General features: G+C 39.2%; 21 protein-coding genes and 1 riboswitch. Of the genes, 16 read left to right on the top strand and 5 right to left on the bottom strand.

Annotation, left to right across the window (positions count from 1 at the left end; all coding sequences use genetic code 11):
- Positions 1 to 13: 13 nt before the first annotated feature.
- Positions 14 to 1,453 carry a TrkH family potassium uptake protein gene (locus tag HMPREF1519_RS00860; protein WP_022496358.1) on the bottom strand — a complete coding sequence of 480 codons (1,440 nt, stop codon included), beginning with the start codon at positions 1,451 to 1,453 and terminating at the stop codon, positions 14 to 16.
- A 6-nt stretch (positions 1,454 to 1,459) separates the two neighbouring features.
- The gene (gene trkA, locus HMPREF1519_RS00855) at positions 1,460 to 2,809 is read right to left on the bottom strand and encodes a Trk system potassium transporter TrkA (RefSeq protein WP_022496357.1); all 1,350 of its coding nucleotides are present in this window, start codon (positions 2,807 to 2,809) and stop codon (positions 1,460 to 1,462) included.
- Positions 2,810 to 3,086: 277 nt separating this feature from the next.
- Here trkA and HMPREF1519_RS00850 point away from each other — a divergent pair, with 277 nt between their 5' ends.
- From HMPREF1519_RS00850 to HMPREF1519_RS00825, 6 genes are all read left to right on the top strand, one after another.
- A complete protein-coding gene (locus HMPREF1519_RS00850) occupies positions 3,087 to 3,596 on the top strand; it encodes a tRNA (cytidine(34)-2'-O)-methyltransferase (protein ID WP_037610648.1) in 510 nt (169 codons plus the stop codon).
- A 106-nt stretch (positions 3,597 to 3,702) separates the two neighbouring features.
- Positions 3,703 to 3,825, top strand: a riboswitch (FMN riboswitch).
- Positions 3,826 to 3,905: 80 nt separating this feature from the next.
- Complete coding sequence (locus HMPREF1519_RS00845) at positions 3,906 to 4,463, top strand: ECF transporter S component (RefSeq protein WP_037610646.1); 558 nt, start codon at positions 3,906 to 3,908, stop codon at positions 4,461 to 4,463.
- Positions 4,464 to 4,465: 2 nt separating this feature from the next.
- Positions 4,466 to 5,116, top strand: coding sequence for a phosphatase PAP2 family protein (locus tag HMPREF1519_RS00840; protein WP_037610644.1), 651 nt, complete (start codon positions 4,466 to 4,468; stop codon positions 5,114 to 5,116).
- A gap of 177 nt (positions 5,117 to 5,293) precedes the next feature.
- Positions 5,294 to 6,193, top strand: a complete 900-nt coding sequence (locus HMPREF1519_RS00835; protein WP_037610642.1) for a helix-turn-helix transcriptional regulator — start codon at positions 5,294 to 5,296, stop codon at positions 6,191 to 6,193.
- Positions 6,194 to 6,367: 174 nt separating this feature from the next.
- Positions 6,368 to 8,464: a peptide cleavage/export ABC transporter gene (locus HMPREF1519_RS00830; RefSeq protein WP_037610640.1), complete on the top strand. Its 2,097-nt coding sequence runs from the start codon at positions 6,368 to 6,370 to the stop codon at positions 8,462 to 8,464.
- 124 nt (positions 8,465 to 8,588) lie between these two features.
- A complete protein-coding gene (locus tag HMPREF1519_RS00825) occupies positions 8,589 to 8,921 on the top strand; it encodes a DUF805 domain-containing protein (RefSeq protein WP_014633880.1) in 333 nt (110 codons plus the stop codon).
- 51 nt (positions 8,922 to 8,972) lie between these two features.
- Here HMPREF1519_RS00825 and HMPREF1519_RS00820 read toward each other — a convergent pair whose 3' ends face one another.
- Complete coding sequence (locus tag HMPREF1519_RS00820; protein ID WP_037610637.1) at positions 8,973 to 10,364, bottom strand: DUF4153 domain-containing protein; 1,392 nt, start codon at positions 10,362 to 10,364, stop codon at positions 8,973 to 8,975.
- 389 nt (positions 10,365 to 10,753) lie between these two features.
- Between HMPREF1519_RS00820 and HMPREF1519_RS00815 the strand changes: the two genes are divergently transcribed.
- The 10 genes from HMPREF1519_RS00815 to HMPREF1519_RS00770 all read left to right on the top strand — a co-directional run bounded on the left by HMPREF1519_RS00815 (position 10,754) and on the right by HMPREF1519_RS00770 (position 21,299).
- Positions 10,754 to 11,602, top strand: a complete 849-nt coding sequence (locus HMPREF1519_RS00815) for an amino acid ABC transporter substrate-binding protein (protein ID WP_002883793.1) — start codon at positions 10,754 to 10,756, stop codon at positions 11,600 to 11,602.
- Positions 11,603 to 11,761: 159 nt separating this feature from the next.
- The gene (locus HMPREF1519_RS00810) at positions 11,762 to 12,664 is read left to right on the top strand and encodes a MetQ/NlpA family ABC transporter substrate-binding protein (protein ID WP_037610635.1); all 903 of its coding nucleotides are present in this window, start codon (positions 11,762 to 11,764) and stop codon (positions 12,662 to 12,664) included.
- Between the two features lie 60 nt (positions 12,665 to 12,724).
- On the top strand, positions 12,725 to 14,098 hold the full coding sequence (locus HMPREF1519_RS00805) for a M20/M25/M40 family metallo-hydrolase (protein ID WP_002883790.1): 1,374 nt from the start codon (positions 12,725 to 12,727) through the stop codon (positions 14,096 to 14,098).
- A complete protein-coding gene (locus HMPREF1519_RS00800) occupies positions 14,091 to 15,158 on the top strand; it encodes a methionine ABC transporter ATP-binding protein (protein WP_037610633.1) in 1,068 nt (355 codons plus the stop codon). Before HMPREF1519_RS00805 ends, HMPREF1519_RS00800 begins: the two co-directional genes overlap by 8 nt.
- Positions 15,158 to 15,850, top strand: a complete 693-nt coding sequence (locus tag HMPREF1519_RS00795) for a methionine ABC transporter permease (RefSeq protein ID WP_037610631.1) — start codon at positions 15,158 to 15,160, stop codon at positions 15,848 to 15,850. The genes HMPREF1519_RS00800 and HMPREF1519_RS00795 overlap by 1 nt, the downstream gene beginning before the upstream one ends.
- 121 nt (positions 15,851 to 15,971) lie before the next feature.
- Complete coding sequence (gene sstT, locus HMPREF1519_RS00790) at positions 15,972 to 17,180, top strand: serine/threonine transporter SstT (protein ID WP_037610629.1); 1,209 nt, start codon at positions 15,972 to 15,974, stop codon at positions 17,178 to 17,180.
- A 150-nt stretch (positions 17,181 to 17,330) separates the two neighbouring features.
- The gene (locus HMPREF1519_RS00785; protein ID WP_037610627.1) at positions 17,331 to 18,179 is read left to right on the top strand and encodes an SAM hydrolase/SAM-dependent halogenase family protein; all 849 of its coding nucleotides are present in this window, start codon (positions 17,331 to 17,333) and stop codon (positions 18,177 to 18,179) included.
- A gap of 9 nt (positions 18,180 to 18,188) precedes the next feature.
- Positions 18,189 to 18,734: an ECF-type riboflavin transporter substrate-binding protein gene (locus HMPREF1519_RS00780; RefSeq protein WP_002883774.1), complete on the top strand. Its 546-nt coding sequence runs from the start codon at positions 18,189 to 18,191 to the stop codon at positions 18,732 to 18,734.
- Between the two features lie 65 nt (positions 18,735 to 18,799).
- Positions 18,800 to 20,476: an ABC transporter ATP-binding protein gene (locus HMPREF1519_RS00775; RefSeq protein ID WP_037610625.1), complete on the top strand. Its 1,677-nt coding sequence runs from the start codon at positions 18,800 to 18,802 to the stop codon at positions 20,474 to 20,476.
- On the top strand, positions 20,469 to 21,299 hold the full coding sequence (locus tag HMPREF1519_RS00770) for an energy-coupling factor transporter transmembrane component T family protein (RefSeq protein ID WP_037610623.1): 831 nt from the start codon (positions 20,469 to 20,471) through the stop codon (positions 21,297 to 21,299). Before HMPREF1519_RS00775 ends, HMPREF1519_RS00770 begins: the two co-directional genes overlap by 8 nt.
- An 89-nt stretch (positions 21,300 to 21,388) precedes the next feature.
- Here the strand turns inward: HMPREF1519_RS00770 and HMPREF1519_RS00765 are convergent, their stop codons facing one another.
- The gene (locus HMPREF1519_RS00765; RefSeq protein WP_022496217.1) at positions 21,389 to 22,060 is read right to left on the bottom strand and encodes a potassium channel family protein; all 672 of its coding nucleotides are present in this window, start codon (positions 22,058 to 22,060) and stop codon (positions 21,389 to 21,391) included.
- A 39-nt stretch (positions 22,061 to 22,099) separates the two neighbouring features.
- Positions 22,100 to 23,464 carry a TrkH family potassium uptake protein gene (locus tag HMPREF1519_RS00760; RefSeq protein ID WP_081721210.1) on the bottom strand — a complete coding sequence of 455 codons (1,365 nt, stop codon included), beginning with the start codon at positions 23,462 to 23,464 and terminating at the stop codon, positions 22,100 to 22,102.
- Positions 23,465 to 23,485: the final 21 nt, after the last annotated feature.

Raw genomic sequence — 23,485 nt, 5'->3', positions numbered from 1 at the left:
AGTTTTTCTATGCTTAAGTTTTTGACCAAGTTTTTGGTAGGAAGAGGAGTAATAAAGGATAGATTTCCAAACGTCCTGCAATCATAGCAAATCCCATGATAAGCTTAGATAAAGGACTGAAAATAGCAAAGCTATCACTCGTTCCAAGTAAAGGTCCAATGTTGTTAAAGGTTGAAGCAGCAGCACTTGTCACAATCAAGAGGTCTTGATTATCCAGTGACAAAACAGTGACTAAACTTAGTATAATGAGTACATATACAGCTAGGTATTTGAGAACACTGTGCTGCGTTTCTTTATCGAGAACACTTCCATTAATATGAAGTGACAGGATACGATTAGGATAGAGGCTAGCCAGGGTCTGATTTCGTGCAATCTTAGCAATAATCATAGCACGGATAACCTTGAAACCACCAGCTGTAGAACCTGCTGACCCTCCGATAAACATCAGGAGGAGTAGGATATACTGAGAAAAGAGTGGCCATTTGGTAATATCTGTCAGACCAAAACCGGTTGTTGTGATGATAGTTGACACTTCGAAAAATGAGTATTTGAAAGAGTCAGCCAAATTGTGGTAGATTCCAAAAATATTGAGGATAATTAAACCAGTTGAAATAGCCACAATCGCAAAGTAGGTACGTAGTTCTTCATCTTGGAAGAAAAACTTGATTTTGCGAAGGAGGATATAGAAATAAAGGTTGAAGTTAACCCCAAAGAGTAGGGTACCAACAGTAACCACATAGGTAATCAGATCGCTGTGGTAGTGGGCGATAGAGTCATTATAGACAGCAAATCCCCCAGTACCTGCGCCCCCCATAGCAGTGATGATACTATCAAAGATTGGCATACCGCAAAGCCAGAGAATAACAGCAAAAATAACGAACATGGTTAAATAGATGATGTAAAGAATTTGAGCTGTATTTTTGAGCTTGGCCACGACCTTACCAAAAACTGGACCAGGCACCTCTGCACGCATAACCTCATGGTGACCATTTTTACTGTTGTTCATGATGGCTAGGGCAAAGACCAATACCCCCATCCCTCCAATCAAGTGGGCGAAACTTCGCCAGAAGAGGAGGGAGTGGGTAAGTACTCCAGTATCTGTGAGAATAGTAGCCCCCGTGGTTGTGAAACCAGAGCTCATCTCGAAGAAGGCATCAATGACACTTGGAATCTGACCAGCAAAGACGAAGGGCAATCCTCCAAAGAAGGACCAGAGCACCCAACAGAGGGCTACAATAAGCATCCCTTCTTTGGTGTAAATATGGTAGTTCTTCGGTTTAAAGAGAGTACCAAGTACTCCGAGAAAGAGGAGAATCCCCATCGTACCCAAGATGCTGGCAAATACTTTGGCATCTTCTTGATAAATGAGGGCAACGATAAGTGGTACAACCAAGAGAGCAGCCTCAATAAGCAGAAGCTTGGCAATAAGAAAACGGACAATAGATCGATTCATGGCAGCTTACCTCTTCAACAAGTCGTAAATATGAGTTACATTTTGTAAGAGTGTAACGATCACGATTTTATCCCCAATAGCGAGTCTGTCTTCTCCCGTTGGGAAAATAGATTTTCCATTGCGAATAATAGCAGCGATAAGGACACCATTAGCAAATTCAAGCTCAGAAAGTTTCTTCCCAGCGATTTTGTTGTTTTCCTTAATTTGGAATTGCAAGGTTTCGATACGACCATTAGCCACATGGTGAAGGGCATCGAGGCTAGAATCTTTAGCATTATAACGCCCACGGACAAAGTGCATTACAGTGTCAACGGCAATACTCTTAGGTGTGACAATTGTTGTTGTCTCACGTGTATCGATAATCTCTAAAAGACTGGTACGGTTGACTTTAGTAATATTCTTGTGAATACCAAGGCTTTCGAGGAACATAGAGGTGATGATATTTTCTTCATCTACTCCAGTTAGGGTAGCTACGGCATCATAACTGGATGCACTTTCCTCGAGAAGAAGGTCTTTAGCAGTACCGTCACCTAAGATAACAGAAACTTCAGGGAAGACCTGACTAAAGGTTTGTGCACGGTCCATTTTTTGCTCAATCAATTTGACCTTAATACGATTGTTTTTCAAGATATTGAGCAAGTAGTAGGAGATACGTCCAGCACCAATCAACAAAAGTTTTTTGATGCTTTTTGGTTTGATGTAACTGTGGAAAAGCGCCATATCAACACGTTTACCAGTGACATAAATCTTATCCCCAATTTGCATGGTAGCATTCCCATCTGGAATGATGAGTTCACCTTGACGGTCAATCGTACAAACTAGAATATTGCCGAATTTCTTACGGAATTGTTCCATTGTCATACCAGACAATTGGCTATTTTCAGTGACTTTAAATGCCATCAGGATAACACGTCCGTTAGCAAAGGTTTCTACTGATAGAGCATTTGGAAATTCAACCGTATTGGCAATATAGCGAGCGGTTAAAAGTTCAGGGTTTACGACCAATGAGAAGCCAAGGAAGTTTTTATCCTTGAAATAAGCATTAGAGTATTCTGGGTTACGCACACGAACAATAGTTTCTTTGGCCCCCATTTGTTTAGCCAGAACGGCTGAAATCATGTTTACTTCATCTTTATCAGTCATAGCGATAAAAACATCGCAGTTGTTAACCTCGGCTTGTTCTAAGATTTTGAAATTGGCCCCATTACCAGCAAAGCCCATCACATCGTAACGTTTGCTGAGTCGTTTGAGGACCTCTTCCTTTTCTTCAATTAAAATAACATCGTGCTTCTCTTCAACAAGAGAACGACAGAGTGCGGTACCGACTTTACCGGCACCTACGACAATAATACGCATGAGTTACCTCCAAATAATCATTACTATGATACTCTATTTTAGCGGAAAAATCATCCTTTTCAGCTAGCTTTATCAACTATTCCTATTTAAGGGAATAAAGGTAAAATTTTTCTTTAAATAGTCTTGACTTTTAGACCAGAAGTGCTAAAATATATTCAAAGATTCGTTATTTTAAATCTAACCTGTCATGATTTAAGCTAATGAACGTCCACAACCATGTCGTCTGCTGAGCTTGACTCCGGGCGACATGGTATTTTTTATGTCTAGGAGAATTGAGATGTCACGTAATCATATTGTCTTGTTTGAACCTCGTATTCCACAAAACACCGGAAATATAGCACGTACCTGTGCAGCGACTAATAGCCCTCTTCATATCATCCGTCCTATGGGCTTTCCAATTGATGACAAGAAAATGAAACGTGCAGGTCTGGACTACTGGGATAAGCTTGACATCACTTATTATGACAATTTGGCAGATTTCATGTTCAAAAATCAAGATGGTCGTTTGCATCTAGTCACGAAGTTTGCGGATAAGACTTATTCAGAAGAAGCCTATGCTGATGGTGAAGACCACTATTTTATGTTTGGTCGTGAGGATACAGGCTTACCTGAAGATTTTATGCGTGAGCATCCTGAAAAAGCTATTCGTATTCCGATGAATGATGAACATGTGCGTAGTCTAAATGTGTCCAACACTGTTTGTATGATTGTTTACGAAGCACTTCGTCAGCAACAGTTTGAGGGCTTGGAGCTGAGTCATCGTTATCAGCATGACAAGTTAAAATAGAGGTCCCTTTTTCTCTTTTAAGAATATCTATAGTCATTGACTATCAATAGATTAGAAATCCATAATTTGAGAACCTTGTCACCAAGGTTTTTTTATGTTATTCTTAAAAGGTCTTCAGGGCAGGGTGAAACTCCCGACCGGTGGTGATTCTATAGATAAGTCCGCGAGCGCAAGCTGATGAGGTGTGATTCCTCAACCGACAGTATAGTCTGGATGGAAGAAGACCAGTCTTTTTGCGTAGGCTTTTTTGGCATAGGCAAATCCATTGGGAACTTCTTTCAAATTGTTAAAATTTGGAGGAATTTTTTTATGACAAACACACGTAAATTGGCTTACATTGCCATTTTATCCGCAGTTTCATTCTTGTTGCTTTATTTTTCATTTCCATTGATTCCAGCAGCAGACTTTTTGAAGGTTGATTTTTCAATCCTTCCAGTTCTTATCGCCTTGGTTATCTTTGATTTCAAGAGTGCCATTGCTGTTCTCTTGCTCCGTTCATTGTTGAAGCTTTTGCTAAACAATGGTGGTCCAGGATCAATGATTGGACTTCCTATGAATTTCGTTGCTCTAGGAGTCTTTGTTTGGGGCCTAAGCTATTTTTGGAAGAAAAATCAAACAAGCAAGAATTATATTCTTGGTTCTGTTGTAGGAACTGTCTTGCTTACAGTTGTTATGGTTATTCTTAACTATATTTATGCAGTACCTCTCTATGCTAAATTTGCCAACTTTGATATTGCGCAATTCATAGGTCTCTATAAATATCTTTTCGCTATGGTCGTACCTTTCAATTTACTTGAAGGATTGATTTTTGCGGTAGCCTTTGCTCTGATTTATGCTCCACTTAAGTCTATTCTAGTAAAATTATAAATATGAAACACAAACACACACATTATATTTATGCTTCTTTTGCCTTATTGTTATTTGTTGCTCTCGGTTACATGGTTAAGTTCTACCCTGAAGCCTTAACGGGATTTGATAGCAACATTCAAACTTGGGTTCGAGGAGACTTACCAGCAGGATTGACACGCTTTTTTAAAACGATTACCATACTTGGGAATACGCCCGTACAGGCTATTATTGCAATCGTAGCAGTAATCTGGCTTTATCTACGTCAGTATAAAGCAGAAGCTATCTTTGTAGGTGCCAGTGGGCTTCTCGCTAGTATCTTGATTGTAAGTTTGAAGTATATTTACCAGCGTCAACGCCCATCAATTACGCATTTAGTGCACGCTAGTGGTTATTCTTTCCCTAGTGGTCACTCTTTGGGAACTTTTATGATTCTTGGAGCAATTGCCATTGTTCTTGCTCAGCGTTTGGCGAAAAAAGAATCTAAAATAGCAGTTTATGGTATTACTGGGCTTCTGATTTTCCTTGTTGGACTTTCGCGTATTTATGTGGGTGTCCATTATCCAACAGATGTTTTAGCTGGCTTTACCTTAGCCTTTGGTTTGCTTAATACTATCTATCCAACTTATGACCGCATTCGCTTTGAATGGCGATTCCAAAGTAAACAGAAATAAAAAAACATGTAGTTTTGAACTGCATGTTTTTTGATACAAAGGAAGGTCTTTCCTATATAAAATGTATAAAAATAGCTTATTTTCACTATTGTTCTGTTAAAAATGCATTAATTGTATATTAATTATATTATAATTATGATATAATGTTTTTAAAATTTCGAAATAAAGGAGTGTCTCTTGAACATAAAAGACAGCATTGGACTAAGAATCAAAACTGAGCGTGAACGCCAGCAGATGTCACGTGAAGTGCTATGTTTAGATGGTGTGGAATTGACTGTTCGTCAGTTAATTCGCATTGAAAAAGGGGAGTCGCTCCCGTCTTTGGATAAATTATCTTATATTGCAAAACGTCTAGGAAAAAATATGTCTGATCTATTGGATCATGACAATATTACCATTCCTGACGAATATTATGAGATGAAGAATCGTTTGATTAAGTTTCCAACGTACAGAAATCCAGAAAGAATAAAGTCTAAACTTGCCTTAATTGAGGAAGTCTATGAGAAATTCTTTGAACTTCTTCCAGAAGAAGAGTTGTTAACTCTAGATATTTTGGAAAATATTTTGAGTTTTACTAATTGGGAGGAGAGCCCAAAGGTTGAAGAAATATATGAAGACTTGTTTGAACAAGTCAAAAGGAAGAAGAAATTCTCAACTAACGATTTATTAGTTATTGACTATTATTTCTTCCATCTCTATGGAAGAAAACAGTTTGACAAAAAACTTTTTGAAAGGATTGTAAAGAGAGTATTAAATCAGGAAATTTGGACAGACGATGTCTATAATATTGTTTTATTTAATGATTTGATGGCTATCGCTGCTTTGAAGATTTTTCACAATTCCTTTTCAGACTTCTTAACAGTTGTGGATAAAGCATTAGCCGTTATAGAAAAATCACAATTCTATAGCTATAAACCTAGTGTTTTTGTTCTCAAAGCTAAATATGAACTTCTGCATAAGGGAAATAAGAAAAAGGCTGCAGAGAATTACGATAAGGCCATAATGTTTGCTTCCGTTTTAGAAGACTCGGTTTTAGAAGAAAGTATAAAAGCAGGGAAAGCGGCAGATGGTTTATAGAAATGGTGGTGACATAAATGTCACTACTTTTTTAATGGTTAAATGTTTACTATAGAAACATAAATAACAGTTAAAAGGAGTTTTATTTTGAAAAAGCTAAATTTATTTACACTATTCTCACTACTTATCACTATCTTGCCTTATTTCACAGGTTGTCTTTAATAAGGAGTCACCATGTCAAAATATCCATATATTTCACAGGTTGATCAGCGTGATTGTGGTGTCGCTGCCTTGGCCATGATTCTTAAACACTATGGTTCATCTTATAGTTTAGCTTATTTGCGGGAATTGGCTCAGACTTCTCGTGAAGGCACTTCTGCGCTTGGTTTGGTGGAAGCGGCTAAGCAGTTGGGTCTTGAAACTCAGGCTATTCGTGCGGATTTAGACTTGTTTAAACAAGAAAGCCTATCTTATCCTTTTATTGCACATGTGGTTAAAGAAGGTGGACTGCAACATTATTATACAGTGTTTGGTCAAATCAAAGGGAAGCTTGTTATTGGTGATCCAGATCCTAGCAAGAAGGTCATTAAAATACCCTTAGAGGAGTTTGCCAAAGAGTGGACGGGAGTTGCTCTCTTTTTTGTTCCGGGAGAAACCTACACTAAATACAAAGAAGATGTGCCTGGGCTTCTTTCATTTTTACCAATTTTGTTTCGTCGTAAGGGTTTGATTGCAGTTATTGTCTTGTTAAGTTTTCTAGTGACCCTTGTTAATATTATTGGTTCTTATTATTTGCAATCTATTATTGACCGCTTGATTCCTCAGGAGGCCTACACTCTTCTGACAATGATTTCGCTAGGCCTATGTATCTCTTATCTAGCTCAACAAGTATTTACTTTTTTCAAAGATTATCTTCTACATCGATTGGGGAATTACTTGTCCATTGCTGTCATTCTTCCTTATATTAAGCATGTCCTTTCCTTACCTATTAGTTTCTTTAGTTCACGTCGTACTGGTGAAATCACGTCACGTTTTGGAGATGCCAACACTATTATCGATGCTCTAGCTTCAACGATTTTATCAATTTTCCTAGATGTGACCATTGTGATGACTCTAGCTGTGGCCCTTATTTTACAAAATCAGTCACTTTTTGTGATGACACTCACGGTAGTTCCTCTTTATGTGTTAATCATTTTGGCCTTCTATAAGCTTTTTGAAAAGGAAAATTATCAATTGATGGAGGCAAATAGTCAGGTCAATACCGCTGTTATTGATGATTTGCGAGGCATTGAAACCTTAAAATCCTTGAGAGTTGAAGAGAGACGGTATCAGGAAATTGAGGTGAAATTCCATGACTATTTGAAGAAGTCTTTGTCTAAGGCTAAGTGGCAATTAACGCAGGATGGTTTAAAGACAGGGGTTCAGTTAGTTTCCAATGTCTTTATCCTCTGGTATGGGGCACAATTGGCCATGGAAGGACAGCTATCTGCAGGTCAGTTGATTACCTATAATATGTTGCTGAATTATTTTACAACTCCTTTAATTAATATTATCAATCTCCAATCCAAAATTCAGCAAGCCAAAGTAGCCAATAATCGTCTTCAAGAAGTTTATGTTGTGGATAAGGAAGAAAAAGGAAAACTTAAAGAGTTATCCTTTAAACAACTTGCTCTTAAGGGTATCAGTCACCGTTTTAGTTATCAGCAAGAGACGCTTAGTAAGATTGATTTAACGATTCATAAGGGTGAGAAAATCGCCCTCATGGGTAAAAGTGGATCTGGGAAAACGACCTTAGCGAAAATGTTGTCGGGTTATTACACAAAATCTAGTGGTCATGTAACCCTAGATAAAGATGCTATTGGCCATGCGGAGCTGCGTCAAATGGTGACTTACGTTCCCCAGCAGACCTATGTGTTTACTGGAACCATTTTAGAAAATCTGCTGTTAGGATTTGAAGGAGAAGTTGACGAGAAAGAGCTTCTTAAGGTTTGCCAACAAGCTGATATCTTAGAGGATATTCAAAAAATGCCACTAGGTTTTCAGACCCAAGTATCTGAGGATGGTGGTCTATCTGGTGGTCAAAAACAACGCTTGGCGATAGCGAGGGCCCTCTTGTCCAAGCAGCCTATCTTGATTTTTGACGAAGCTACCAGTGGTCTCGATAGTGATACTGAAAGCAGGGTCATGGCTAATCTTACTAAGATTAAACGAACAATGATTTTTATTGCTCACCGCAATAGTGTCCGTCAACATGTCAGTCGTGTGGTGACCATGGTGAGTGGCCAGATTGAGTCGGACAGTCCTAATTTCAATCCATTCCAGTTTATTTAAAATAATCTTCCTATTATATATGTAGAATTATATATGTAGAAAACTTAAGTAGTCTAAATATTCACATCTTGCACCTATCTCCTTAATATAGTATACTGGTAGCATACTATTAAGAGGTGTAAACATGTTAGAGGCATATAAAAATTTTTGGTTAGGCTATATTGATTTTTATGGTCGTACAAAACGATCAGACTATTGGTGGGTTGTCTTGATTAATGGAGTTATTGGTACTTTAATTTTCCTACTGATGGACTTCCTTGGAGAAACAAAGGCTGCTGGCTTTACATTAACAGCTTTCATTTTATTTATAGCAGCAACGGCGCTTCCTACCATTTCTATGCAGATTCGTCGTCTACGTGATGCCAATTTCAATGTTGCATGGATTGTATTAAAAGCGACACCACTACTGGTAGTGCTTTGGGTGATGTATGCCTTTCCTACAAGAGATTCAAAATAACTCCAATATAAAAAGAGTGAAGCTAGTTAATCTAGTTCCACTCTTTTTTTCTTATAAAATAAAGTTACCTAAGAGGTTAACGAGGGTAAAGCTGATAGTTGCATAAAATATAGCGAGACGAGTTGCCTGAATAGGTTTATAGAGTCGAATAAGTGTTAGGACACACCAAATAAAGAGTACTGTGACAAACCAACCTGACAATAAGCGACGTGGCGTCACACCATAGAGTGCCATATAAACGCCAAAGAGTTTCCAGCCAGCGATAAGGGCAAAGAGGCTAGCAAAAGTAAAGAGTAGGGTGCTTAAGAAACGAAGCCCTTTGTGGGTGAAGAAATTTTCTTTAGAAAAAATGTAAAGTCCAGCTAGGATTCCTAAGTTGAGGGTAGAAACTCGAACCAATTGCCAGAAGCCTTGAACCGCAATATGTGAGGCTTGATGAGCTGGAATGCTGGCTTGGTTGAGAGAAAGGAGTTCTCCCATTTGACTAGTGGCAGTTAATATGAATAGGGCATAAGTGAAGCAGAGGCTTCCGAGTACGATATAAGCTGCTACTTTTGGGAACTGACGGGTCGCTTTAAGATGGCCTTCAAATCGTTTTTGACTGAGTGGCTTTTCCTTAACTAAATAGACTGCTGCAAGTTGAGCAAAAAGCCCTAGAGTCAGAGGGATACTGGCTATTAAACGAGAGAAAAATAATCCGCCGTCCTTGAAGTTGAGGGTGAAATCAAGTAGAGAAGTTAGTGTCTGGAAGAACTGTCGCCAAAGTTGGCCGAAAGCAGGTAAGACCTGACTAAGCTGACTAGCAACGAATATAGTCAGTACCAAGGCAATAATGATACTAATAAGAATCATCCATTTGTGGTTCTGAACTGCGTGTTTTTCTTCTTGGGAGAGCTCTTGTTTAGGTGCAGTTTTATAGAGTAGTGTCCAGGCTCCAATGAAGAAATATTTCAGTGGGAAGATGCAACTGGTATAAATGAGATCTGTCCAAACCATAATTCCCAAACGGTCCTGACTACTTTGTCCGGTACGTGCCATTAAGTAAAGGAGGATACTTGCATGAAGGCAAAGAATCTGAGCGCTGCCCCAGTTGTCGTGCAGACCCCAGAGACTAATTTGCAAGCCTTGGAGGAGACTAGTGACCATAAATATTCCCGATTCAAGTCGCATTCCCTTTGCTTTTCCACCTAATAGGCGACAGCCTAGCTCAATCGTACTGATCAAGACAAGGGTTGCTGGAAGGGCAAAGGAAAAATGGGTCAAGTAAGTGACATACAGGAAGCAGGACACAAGACAGGCGACAATCAGTCCCTTAATTTTCCAAATGTCTTTTGTTGAAAAATGTTCCAAGAATTTCTTGGTTTTGGTTTGAAGACTAGTCTTTTCATCGGAATATTCCTGGGAGACTAGCTGTAAATCAGTAGTGTAGTTATTTGTTTCCATCATAATTCTCCTTTTGGATGTTAGTCCAAAAAAGACTTTATCATAAAAAACGTTTGACTTTGTTACCCAACTGTAAAATTACTAAAAATAAGTCCATAGACTTAGGTCTGGAGAATGAGTTGGAAAAATAGGCGAGAAAAAATATTATGCTCACATTGAATGATAGATTGTACAGGCTATATTGTCAGAAACAGTCAAATACTAAAGAAAGCTTTTTATAGATTAACGGTTTGTGTCCATTCTTAGACATTGGAAATGACTTTTTCTTTGTCAAACAATTGATATTTTTAGGTGATAGTATTTTCTTATCACCTTGATTATGTTTAAGTATTAGTTAAGCTTAGTGAATTCTGTTACAATAAAAACAATCAATCTCAAAGGAGAGTATTATGAAACTTAAAAAAATTCTTGGAATTACAGGTGTAGCCATTGCTTCAGTAGCTTTGCTTGCTGCATGTTCATCTAAATCATCAAAAGAAGCCTCTAAATCTTCAGGTGCTAAAGAAACAATTAACTTTGCCACTGTTGGGACAACAGCACCATTCTCATATGAAGAAAACGGTGAATTGACTGGTTACGATGTGGAAGTGGCTAAAGCTGTCTTCAAAGACTCTGACAAATATGAAGTGAAATTCCAAAAAACAGAATGGTCTTCAGTCTTCACAGGTCTTGACTCAGCTAAATACCAAATGGCTGGTAATAATATCTCTTACTCAGAAGAACGTGACCAAAAATACCTCTTCTCATATCCAATTGGTACCACACCAGCTGTTTTGACTGTTCCAAAAGATAGTAATATTAAGAAATATGATGATATTGCTGGACACTCAACGCAGGTTGTTCAAGGAACATCGACAGCGACACAATTAACTGAATTTAACGATAAACATTCAGACAAGCCAGTTGAACTTAACTACACAAATGAAAATATTACACAAATGTTGACAAGTTTAAATGAAGGCAAGTACGACTTCAAGATCTTTGATGCACCAACTGTTAATGCAATCATCAAAAATAATAAATTGAGCAACTTGAAGACTATTGAGCTTAAATCTGATGAACAACCATACATCTACTTCTTGTTCGCAGATAACCAAAAAGACCTTCAAAAATTTGTAAACAAACGTTTGGAAGAACTCCAAAAAGATGGTACTTTGGCTAAGTTGGCTGAAAAATTCCTTGGAAATAAAGATTATATTCCAACTAAAGACGCTTTGAAAGTTCCAAGCAAAAAATAAGAAAGGAGCTGGGAACGATTCTCAGCTTTTTTATATAATTAAAATCTAGGACACGTTATAGTTAAAAACTATAGAGATGTACAATTATAAACAATTTGCTACAATTCTCATCCTATGGGATAATAATTTTACACTTAAAACAATTAAAGGGAGTTCGTTATGAAACTTAAAAAAATTCTCGGAATTACAGGATTGGCAGTCGCTTCAACAGTAGCTTTGGCTGCTTGTGGTGCTGGTGGTAATAAATCAGCTAAAGATGATAAAACTTTGACAGTTGGTATCATGACTTTGGATGATACAACTGAGCCATTGTGGGATAAAGTTAAAGAATTGGCTAAAGACAAGGGTGTTACTATCGAGTTGAAAGAGTTCACAGACTACAACCAACCAAATGAAGCCCTTAAAAACGGTGAAATCGATGTTAATGCTTTCCAACACATTTATTTCTTGAACAACTGGAACAAAGAAAATAAAGGTGATGTTGTTGCGGCAGCTGACACACTTCTTAGCCCAATCCACCTTTTCTCAGGTACTGAAAACGGAAAAGCTAAGTATAAAGATGTTAAAGAGCTTCCAGAAGGAGCTACAATCTCAGTACCTAACGATGGTACAAACGAAAGCCGTGCTTTGACACTTCTTCAAACAGCTGGTTTGATTAAGTTGGATGTTAAAGATGGTGAATTGGCAACTATCAAGAACATTTCTGAGAATCCAAAGAAATTGGATATCAAAGAAATCTCAGCTGAACAAGCTGCTCAAACTCTTTCATCAGTAGATGCAGCGGTTGTTAATAACTCATACGCACAACAACAAAACGTTGACTATGATACAACTCTCTTCCAAGAAGAACCAAGTCAAGATTTGAAAGATTGGGTTAACATCATTGCAGCTAATAAAGATTGGGAAAAATCAAATAAAGCTGATGCTATCAAGACTTTGATTAAAGCCTACCAAAATGATGAAGTAGCACAAATCATCTATGATGCATCTAACAAGGTTGACCTTCCAGCATGGAAAGGTGCCCCAACACAAGATCAATTGAAAGCTAATTCAAAGAAATAAGCTAAGGACAGAGGGCGTGTGAGAGCACGCCATTTTGTCGTGTATGAAGGAGACGATTTGATGGCATTTTCAAGTGAAGAAGAGCAGTTACGAAAATTTCGTAACGATGAAATTGCTCAGCACTATTTTGAAGTCTTGCGGACTTTGATTTCTAAAAAATCTATTTTTGCTCAAAATATTGGTCTCTATGATGTGGCTGCTTACCTTGGTGAGATTTTCTCTGGTGTTGGTGCAGAGGTGACAATTGACGAGACCTATACGGCACCTTTTGTCTTGGCAAAATTCAAGAGTCCAAATCCAGATGCGAAAACAATTATTTTCTATCAACACTATGATACGGTTCCTGCGGATAATGATCAGCCATGGACAGATGAACCTTTCCGTCTGACAGTTCGTAAGGGCTACATGTATGGTCGTGGTGTTGATGATGATAAGGGGCATATTACAGCTCGTTTGACAGCCCTGCGGAAATATATTCGAGAGGTTGGCGACCTTCCTGTAAACATTACATTTATGATGGAAGGGGCTGAAGAATCTGCATCAACCGATCTTGAAAAGTATTTGGAAAAATACCGAGATGACCTGCTTCCAGCAGACCTATTGGTTTGGGAGCAAGGAAATCGAAATAGCAAAGGTCAATTGGAAATCACAGGGGGCAACAAGGGAATTATTACCTTTGACTTGTCTGTCGAGAGTGCTGATGTTGATATTCATTCTAAGTTTGGTGCCGTGATTGAATCGGCTTCATGGTATTTGCTCAATGCTATCTCAAGCATGAGAGATGATCAGGGACGTATCCTTATCGACGGCATCTATGAAAAGATTGTCCAACCAAACGAACGAGAGATGGATCTTATCGAAACTTATGCCATTGAAAATGCAGATAGTCTTCGTAAGATTTACGGCTTAAAACTACCCATTTTAGAAAGTGACCGCCGAGCTTTCTTAAAAACTTACTATTTTGAACCTGCCCTATCCATTGAAGGCATTTCAACAGGTTATCAGGGGCAAGGGGTTAAGACTATCTTACCAGCTCAAGCTAGAGCTAAGATGGAGATGCGTTTGGTCCCAGGCTTGACGCCTGAGTACGTTTTGGAGTGTATCAAGGCTCACCTCAAAAAAGAAGGATTTGACCGTATCAAGGTGACCTTCACTCTTGGTGAAGAAAGTTATCGTAGTGATATGTCTGATCCGGCTATTGTTAATGTTATTGAGTTAGCAAAAGGCTTTTATGAAGAAGGTGTTGCTGTGCTTCCAACGGCAGCAGGTACAGGGCCTATGCATATGATTCATCAGGCTTTGGGTGTTCCTATGGCAGCTTTTGGTATAGGGAATGCCAACAGTCGTGACCATGGTGGGGATGAAAATGTTAGCTTAGCAGATTACTACACCCACATTGAACTAATTAAGGAGTTAATTGCAAGTTATGAGTAATGTCATTATTGATTTGAAAAATATTGATATCACCTTTACGCAGAAACGCCGCACTATTCAAGCGGTTAAGGATGTGTCTATCCAGATTGAAAAAGGTGATATTTACGGAATTGTTGGTTATTCAGGGGCTGGTAAATCTACCCTTGTGCGCGCAATCAATCTTTTGCAAGTGCCTACAGCTGGTAAAATCACTATCGGTAAAGATGTGACTTTTGCAGATGGTAAGGTCCAATTGTCGACAAAAGAATTGCGTCAGAAACGTCAAACGATTGGGATGATTTTCCAACACTTTAACCTTATGGCTCAAAAGACGGCTTATGAAAATGTAGCCTTTGCTCTTCGTCATTCTAAACTAAGCAATGAAGAGAAAGACAAAAAAATTCGTGGTCTTTTGGAATTGGTTGATTTGGCTGATCGTGCGGAAAACTATCCTGCACAATTGTCAGGTGGTCAAAAACAACGTGTAGCGATTGCGCGTGCCTTGGCTAATGATCCTGAAATCTTGATTTCAGATGAGTCTACATCAGCCCTTGACCCTAAAACAACTAAGCAAATTCTTTCACTTTTGCAGGATTTGAATAAAAAACTTGGGTTGACAGTGGTTATGATCACCCACGAAATGCAAATTGTTAAAGATATTTGTAATCGTGTTGCCGTTATGCAAAATGGTCAACTTTTGGAAGAGGGCAGTGTCCTTGAGATCTTCTCAAATCCTCAAGAAGATTTGACACAAGAATTTATTGAAACTGCTGCAGGGATTGAAGATGCCTTGGCTAAGATTAATGCACAACCTTTGGTGAAAAACTTACCAAGCTCAGCCCTTCTCGTTCAACTTAAATATGCTGGTTCTTCAACAGATGAGCCACTCTTGACCGAACTTTTCAAAGAGTACGGAGTTTCAAGTAACATTCTTTATGGTAATGTTGAGATTCTAGGTGATACTCCTGTTGGTGAATTGGTCGTTGTCTTGGATGGTGAGGCAGATAAGGTTCTTGCTGCTCAAAAAGCGATTGAAAATGCAGGTGTCAGCTTGCAAGTACTTAAGAAAGGAGCCCAATAATGGCATATTGGATTCAACAAAACTTTCCAGATATTTATCGTATCGGTATGCAGGGGGTTAACTCTTGGCCAGACGCCATCTATGCGACTCTCTACATGACGGTTATTTCCTTCATCATTGGGGGACTTCTTGGTCTTGTTATGGGGCTCTTCTTGGTATTGACAGGTCCTCGTGGAGTTATTGAAAATAAATTTGTTTTCCAAATCTTGGATAAAATCACTTCAATCTTCCGTGCCATTCCTTTCATTATCCTCTTGGCGATTTTGAAAGGATTCACTTACTTTATCGTGGGGACTAACCTCGGTATGACAGCGGCCTTGGTTCCATTGTCAGCTGCAACCTTCCCATTCTTTGCACGTCAAGTACAGGTGGTGCTTGCAGATCTTGACCGTGGCGTTATTGAAGCAGCACAAGCAAGTGGCGCAACACTTTGGGATACGATTAAGGTTTACCTTAGTGAAGGTCTACCTGAGTTGGTTCGTGTATCAACCGTAACTCTGATTTCCCTAGTCGGTGAGACTGCAATGGCCGGTGCTATCGGTGCAGGTGGTCTAGGTTACATCGCCATCTACTATGGATATAACCGTTCAAGTACATCAGTTACCATTTTGGCAACTTTCTTGATTTTGATTTTGATTTTCCTTATCCAATTCTTGGGTGATTTCTTGACTCGTAAATTGAGTCATAAATAGGATTTGAGAGCCTGTTTGCTACAGGCTTTTCTCATGCCTTGACGATTTCAGATATTTATCATAGTATGGAAGCTATCGAATGCTTTATGGTTGGCTAACCATAAAAAGGAGTTAATGAGTTATGAAACGTTTTATTTCAACTTGGAATAGGACCAGTCTAATTAAGCGCATTGCCATTGGTGTGGTAGTGGGTGCTGTGCTTGGTTTGCTTGTTCCTAAGTTTACGGTTATTGGTCTCTTAGGAGACATGTTTGTTGGTGGCTTGAAGGCAATTGCCCCACTTTTGGTCTTTGCCTTGGTTGCCAATGCCCTTTCCCAAACGCGAGAAGGTCAACAAAGCAACATGAAGACAGTTATTGTTCTTTATCTCTTTGGGACCTTTGCGGCAGCTTTGACGGCTGTTATCTCTCACTATATTTTTCCAATTTCTTTGAAGTTGGGAGCAGCTGCAGCAACTAAAGCGACAGCACCTCAAGGTGTGGGAGAAGTCTTTAAAGATTTATTGCTTAAGATGGTGGATAACCCTGTCAATGCCTTGGCTCAAGCTAATTATATTGGTGTTTTGGTATGGGCAGTTGTCTTTGGTTTTGCCATACGAACAGCTAGCAATCACACGAAAGATTTGCTTAATACCTTGGCAGAAGTGACTTCGCAAATCGTTCGTTGGATTATTAACTTGGCCCCATTTGGTATCCTTGGTCTTGTCTTTAATACTATTTCTGAGAATGGTGTTGGTGTTTTGGCAGATTATGGTGTCCTAATCCTAGTTTTAGTGGGAACAATGGCCTTTGTTGCCTTGGTTGTTAATCCAATCATTGCTTTTGTGATGATGGGCAAAAATCCGTTTCCACTGGTTTTCCGTTGTTTGAAAGACTCTGGGATTACAGCCTTCTTTACTCGTTCATCAGCAGCCAATATTCCAGTTAACCTTCAACTTTGTAAGGATCTTGGTTTGAATCCTGATACCTATTCGGTTTCTATCCCTTTGGGGTCAACTATTAATATGGCTGGAGCAGCCGTGACAATCAATGTCCTAACGCTTGCTGCAGTAACGACTTTGGGAATTCAGGTCGACTTTGCGACAGCACTCATTCTTAGTGTGGTTTCAGCTATTTCTGCTTGTGGTGCCTCAGGTATTGCTGGAGGATCCCTCCTATTAGTGCCAGTAGCATGTAGCCTCTTTGGTATCTCAAATGATTTGGCCATGCAGGTTGTCGGTGTCGGCTTTATCGTAGGTGTCATTCAAGACTCTTGTGAAACAGCCCTTAACTCTTCAACAGACGTTCTCTTTACAGCAGTAGCAGAAAAGAGCCGTTGGAAGAAAGCATAGCTAATTGTATAAGGTCGGCCTATTTGGCTGGCTTTTTGATTTTAGAGAAAACATAGTCAAAGACTATAGCTAGCTCAAGGATCTATCATCTTTAAAAAGCCCATAAAATATGGTAAAATAAACCGTTCAAAGAGAAAAAGTGAAACATTTATGACTAATAATTTATTGGTGCTTCAATCAGACTTTGGTTTGGTTGATGGTGCTGTTTCGGCCATGATTGGTGTGGCCCTTCAGGAAGAACCTAGTTTGGGAGTTCATCATCTGACACATGAGATTACCCCCTACAACACTTTTGAGGCTTCTTATCGTCTGTTTCAGACCGTTGAATACTGGCCTGAGGGGACAACCTTTGTTTCGGTAGTTGATCCGGGTGTAGGTTCCTCACGTAAAAGTGTGGTTGCCTTAACAAAGACGGGGCAATATATCGTCACACCAGATAACGGGACACTTTCTTATATCAAAAAGGTTGTTGGTATCGTGGCTGTTCGTGAGATTTCAGAGGTTGAGAATCGTCGTAGCAATACAGAACTTTCTCATACCTTCCATGGTCGTGATGTTTATGCCTATACAGGGGCTAAATTAGCTTCTGGTCATATCAGTTTTGAAGAAGTCGGTCCTGAGTTACCTGTGGACAAAATTCTAGAACTTCCAGTGGTTGAAACCATCATAGAGGATAATTTAGTTCGTGGTGCGATTGACATTTTGGATGTCCGTTTTGGCTCTCTTTGGACCTCTATCACACGTGATGATTTTTACGCTTTAGACCCAAACTTTGGTGACCGCTTTGAAGTAACCATCTTTAACAATGATATGTTGGTTTATCAAAATCAGGTTACCTATGGAAAATCATTTGCGGATGTTCGTATTGGTCAACCAATTATTTATATCAATTCCCTCTATCGTGTCGGTTTAGCCATTAACCAAGGGTCTTTTGCCAAGGCATATAATATTGGTGTAGGCTCTAACTGGCACATTGAAATTAAACGTTTAGGAGATTAAAGTAAGATTATGAAGAATAATTCAATTCGTACAGTAGTTGCGACAGGTATTGGTGCAGCACTCTTTATTATCATTGGTATGTTTGTTAATATCCCTATTTTTGGGAATACTAGCATCCAACTTCAGTATGCTGTTCAAGCCCTATTCTCAGTGATTTTTGGGCCTATTACAGGTTTCTTTATGGGCTTTATTGGCCATGCGCTTAAAGATGGCATCCAATACGGAAATATCTCATGGGCTTGGGTACTTGCAAGTGCTATTACAGGTCTTGTAATTGGTCTATTCAACAAAAAATATGATGTGACAACTGGCAAGTTTTCTTTGATGAGTATGATTTGGTTTAACCTAGCACAAGCATTGGCCCTCCTTATTGCCTATGGTATCGTTACTCCTATTGGTGATAGACTCCAATTTGCACAAGCCTGGTCATACCTTTATGCACAAAGTTTTGTAGCTGGCGTAGCTAACTTTATTACAATTGCAATTGGAGGAACCCTCCTTCTTGCAATCTATGCTAGCTCACGTACACAATCTGGTAGTCTTACAAAAGACTAGCATGAATCATAGGAGAGTGGGACTGTCAGTTTGTTTTGATACCTCCTCTCTTTTTTAGTAGAAACATGGATAAATACATTAGTTTTAATCAGTTTACATTTCAATATGATGCGCAAGCAGAAGCGACGCTTAAAGATATCAGCTTTGATATTGCCAAGGGCGAGAAAGTCCTCATCTTAGGTCCTTCTGGTAGTGGAAAGTCGACTCTAGCTCAGTGTCTCAATGGTATCATACCTAATATTCATAAAGGACAGGCACAAGGCCAGGTAAGGATAGATGGTCAGGATATTTTCAAGCAATCTATCTATGATAAGTCACAGTTGGTATCGACGGTATTGCAGGATCCAGATGGTCAGTTTATTGGCCTAACAGTAGCCGAGGATTTGGCTTTTGCCTTGGAGAATGATTGTGCTGATCAAAGTGAGATGAAAGATAAGGTAGCCCTTTGGGCTGAGCGTCTAGACTTGACCTCTCTTTTGAATCACCGCCCTCAAGATTTATCAGGTGGTCAAAAGCAACGAGTCAGTTTGGCTGGTGTCTTGATTGATGAGAGTCCTATTCTTTTATTTGATGAGCCTCTGGCAAATTTAGATCCTAAATCAGGACAGGAAACCATTGATCTCATTGATAAGATCCACAAGGAGGTGGGAGCTACGACGATTATTATTGAACATCGCCTAGAAGATGTTCTTTATCGTCCCGTTGACCGCATTTTACTGGTTAATGAAGGAGAGCTCCTCTTTAATGGTAGCCCAGATGAGCTTTTATCGAGCAAACTCTTGCTAGAAAATGGGATTCGCGAACCTCTATATGTGACGGTTTTACGTCAGTTGGGATTTGACACAAGGAGTGCACAAAATCTTAGTCAATTGGATGCTTTAGACTTATCTGACCTTGCTCTGCCAGACAGAGTTTTGAAGGATAAAAGAGACAGTTCGAGTGACTCTATTTTGAAGGTTGAGGGGCTTAGTGTTTCCTATGGAGATAATCCAGCAATCATAGAGGATCTGTCCTTTAGCTTGAAAAAAGGTGAGCGACTAGCGATTGTCGGTAAAAATGGGGCTGGAAAGTCAACGCTTGCCAAGGCTCTATGTGGTTTTGTCCCAAGTCAAGGAAAATTGACTTACAAGGGTCAGGATATTAGCCAAGATAGTATTGCCGAGCGTTCAGAACGTATAGGCTTTGTTCTACAAAACCCAAATCAGATGATTAGCCAAACTATGATTTTTGATGAGGTGGCTCTTGGTTTGCGTTTGCGAGGAATTGAAGAGGCTGAGGTTGAAGAGCGTGTTCATGAGGTCTTGAAGACTTGTGGTCTCTATAGTTTTCGTAACTGGCCCATTTCTGCGCTTTCCTTTGGTCAGAAAAAGCGCGTGACCATTGCATCTATCTTGGTTTTGAAACCTGAAATCATTATCTTGGATGAGCCAACAGCTGGTCAAGATTACAAGACTTACACAGATATCATGAATTTCTTGGACAGTCTTCAGAAGCAAGGTCATACGATTGTGATGATTACTCATGACATGCAGCTCATGTTGGAATATAGCGATCGTTGTCTCGTTGTAGTTGAAGGTAAAATCATTGCAGACGACAACCCTGTTACAATTCTTAATCAGAAGGATTTACTTGAGTCAGCTAATCTCAAACAGACCTCTCTTTATACTTTGGGTCAGAAATTGTCAAGTGATCCAGTAGAAGTAACCCAGTATTATATCGAAAAAGGAGGTCCTAATGTCTAATCGTTTAATTGGTTATCAGTCAGGTCAAGGTTTCCTCTATGATTTGTCTGGGGCAAGTAAGATGCTTTTCTTTATCATGGTTTCAGTTGCCTGTATGGCAACCTATGACCCACGCTTTATCCTAGTAGTAGGCTTACTTTCCATTTATCTCTTTTATTTGGCTAAGATTCGTTGGAGAGATATTTCTTTTGTTGTTAAGATTATTGGATCCATTGCCCTCTTTAATTTACTTATGGTCTACCTTTTCGCACCTGGTTATGGTGAAGAAATATACGGGGCAAAGACAGTTCTTATTGAAGGCTGGGGGCGTTTCTATCTAACCAGTCAGGAGCTTTTTTACCTTGCAAATCTATTGCTCAAGTATTTTTCAACGGTCCCTCTTGCCATTCTTTTTCTTATGACCACTCATCCGAGTCAGTTTGCGGCTAGTCTTAATCAGATTGGAATTCCTTATAAATTTGCCTATTCCGTTAGTTTAACCTTGCGTTATATTCCAGATGTCCAAGAAGAATTCTTTACGATTCGTAAGGCTCAAGAGGCTCGTGGTTTGGATTTGTCGCAAAAGTCGGGATTGGTCAAACGTATTCGCGGGAATCTCCAAATTGTTCTTCCACTAATTTTTTCATCTCTCGAACGAATTGATACCATATCGACAGCTATGGAGCTACGTCGATTTGGTCGCTATAAAAAACGTACCTGGTATGTGCATAAATCTTTGATGAAACAAGATTACCTTGTCATCGTGTCAGCTATTCTTTTATTGGGGATTAGTATAGGCTTAATCTTCCTCAATCATGGTCGTTTTTACAATCCATGGGGATGATATTCTTGGCTTTTAGTAAAAGTATGCTATTAAGCACAACTAAAAACGTTCCAGTCTTGTCTAGATGAACGAGATTGGAACGTTTTTTGTTATTTTAAATATCCTAAATAATCAAATTTTTCTAGTGTTCGATTGTCAGCGACAACTAGTATGATCCCTTCATCAGGTAGTTTCTTACTTGGGTCAAAGTGGGTGTTTAACTTGCCACTTTTCTCATCTCTAAAACCAATAACATTGACGTTATAATTTTGTCTTAGATTTAAAGTATGCAAGGACTTTCCAGCCCATTCACTAGGAATTTTAAGTTCAATTAAAGCTACGTCATCCTCTAAATGAAAAACATTTGATATGTTATAGCGGAGGATATTTGAAGCCAATTCTTTTGCTGTGCTACGTTCAGGAGTGATGACCCAGTTAGCACCCATTCCGTAAAGGACTTCCTCATAATTGTTATTCATAGCTTTGGCAATAATATTCTTAATACCAAGTTTTTTGCACTGCAAGAGCGCTAGCGCAGACGATTCTAGGTGTTCTCCAGTTGCAATAATGACCGTATCGCAAGTATCAATACCAGCAGAACGTAGAAAGTCAATGTCAGTAATGTCACCAACAGCGGCCTTAGTCACCTGATCAGCAAGGGAATCAATTGTTGTAGAGTTATTATCTAAGGCGATAACGTCTTGTCCAAAAGAGGAGAGTTCGGTTGCAATGGTTTGTCCAAAGATTCCCAAACCGAGGACCCCAATAATTTGTGTTTTCATATAAAATCCTTTCAGAATATTGTCAATGAATAAAATTGTTTAGCCAACTGAAATATCAGTTGGGGCATAAGAGACATGCTTTTCTTTTTTGGTCATCAAGCTCAAGAGAACAGTGATAGGTCCAACACGGCCAATGAACATCAGAGACATGATAACGAGTCGTCCTAGAGTATTTAGATTAGGGGTCAAATCCATTGAAACACCAACGGTAGCAATGGCTGACACACTCTCAAAAAGTAGGCCAAGGGGCGATAGTGTAGGATTAGTCTCCAGCAAAATAACATAGCCGACAAAGAGCATTGTTAGGAAAAAGAGTATAACTGTGAATGCTTGCAAAACAGTCTTATTAGATATAATACGATTTCGAAAAACAACGCTCGAGTTAACAGATAGTTCTGACTTAAAAAGCAGGAACATGATAGAGGCAGTTGTCACCTTGATACCACCCGCAGTTCCTCCAGGACCACCCCCAATAATCATTTGAATCATAAAAAGAAGATTTGTGGAGAAATCGGCATTGGTATAGGAAATAGTCGCAAAACCAGCGGTACGCATGGTTACAGTCTGAAAGAAACTTACCAGAAGTTGTTGCCAGACATTGAGAGTACCGATTGTCTTAGAGTTATCCATTTCCAGTAACCAAGCAAGTAGTGTTCCTCCTAAGAGGAGACAGCCTGTACTTATAAGAACAAGACGACTTTGATTGCTGAGAGGTCTACAAGCTAATTTCCAATTCCTTGGACGATCTTTAATATAACGTCGCAATAGTTGAATCAAATCAATCCAAACTGCAAATCCCAAACTTCCAGACATAATGAGAAAAGCTACAGCAAGGTTAATGGTTGGATTGGTTGCATAATCCTGTAAACTGTTAGAACCTAAGTTGTCAAATCCAGCATTACAAAAGGCAGAGACAGCTAGAAAGAGACTATTAAAAATGCCGTGACCAAGTCCAAAACGAGGAACGAAATCAGTCATGATCACAAGTGCTGCCAAAGCTTCAATAGAAAAAGTAATTTTATAGACCTTAAAAAGATAAGCTTTCAAATCTTTTTGGTTATCCCTGCTAAGTGCGGATTGAAGGAGATCTTGATCACTCAGTCCTAATTTATTTTTCAGGGTATAGGTGCTAAAGGCTATAAGAGAGACGAGCCCAAGTCCTCCCGTCTGCATGAGAAGCATAGAGAAAATTTGACCGAGACCATTGTAAGCCTTACTGACCGGGACAACAGAAAGTCCAGTTACACAGACCATTGACACAGTATTGAAGAGATGATCTAGGTAGCTTGTTTCTGGACTATTAGCATAGTGGCTTATAGGAAGGCTAAGTAAAATACTTCCCACTATAATGACAAAGACAAAGCTGAGCACCAGCTTTTGCGTGAAAGAAAGACGATTGATCAATGAAAACCTCCGAGTTATCAT

Source organism: Streptococcus sp. SR4 (assembly GCF_000517725.1).
Classification (GTDB): Bacteria; Bacillota; Bacilli; order Lactobacillales; family Streptococcaceae; genus Streptococcus; species Streptococcus salivarius_F.
This window is presented reverse-complemented; position numbering and strand designations above follow the sequence as displayed.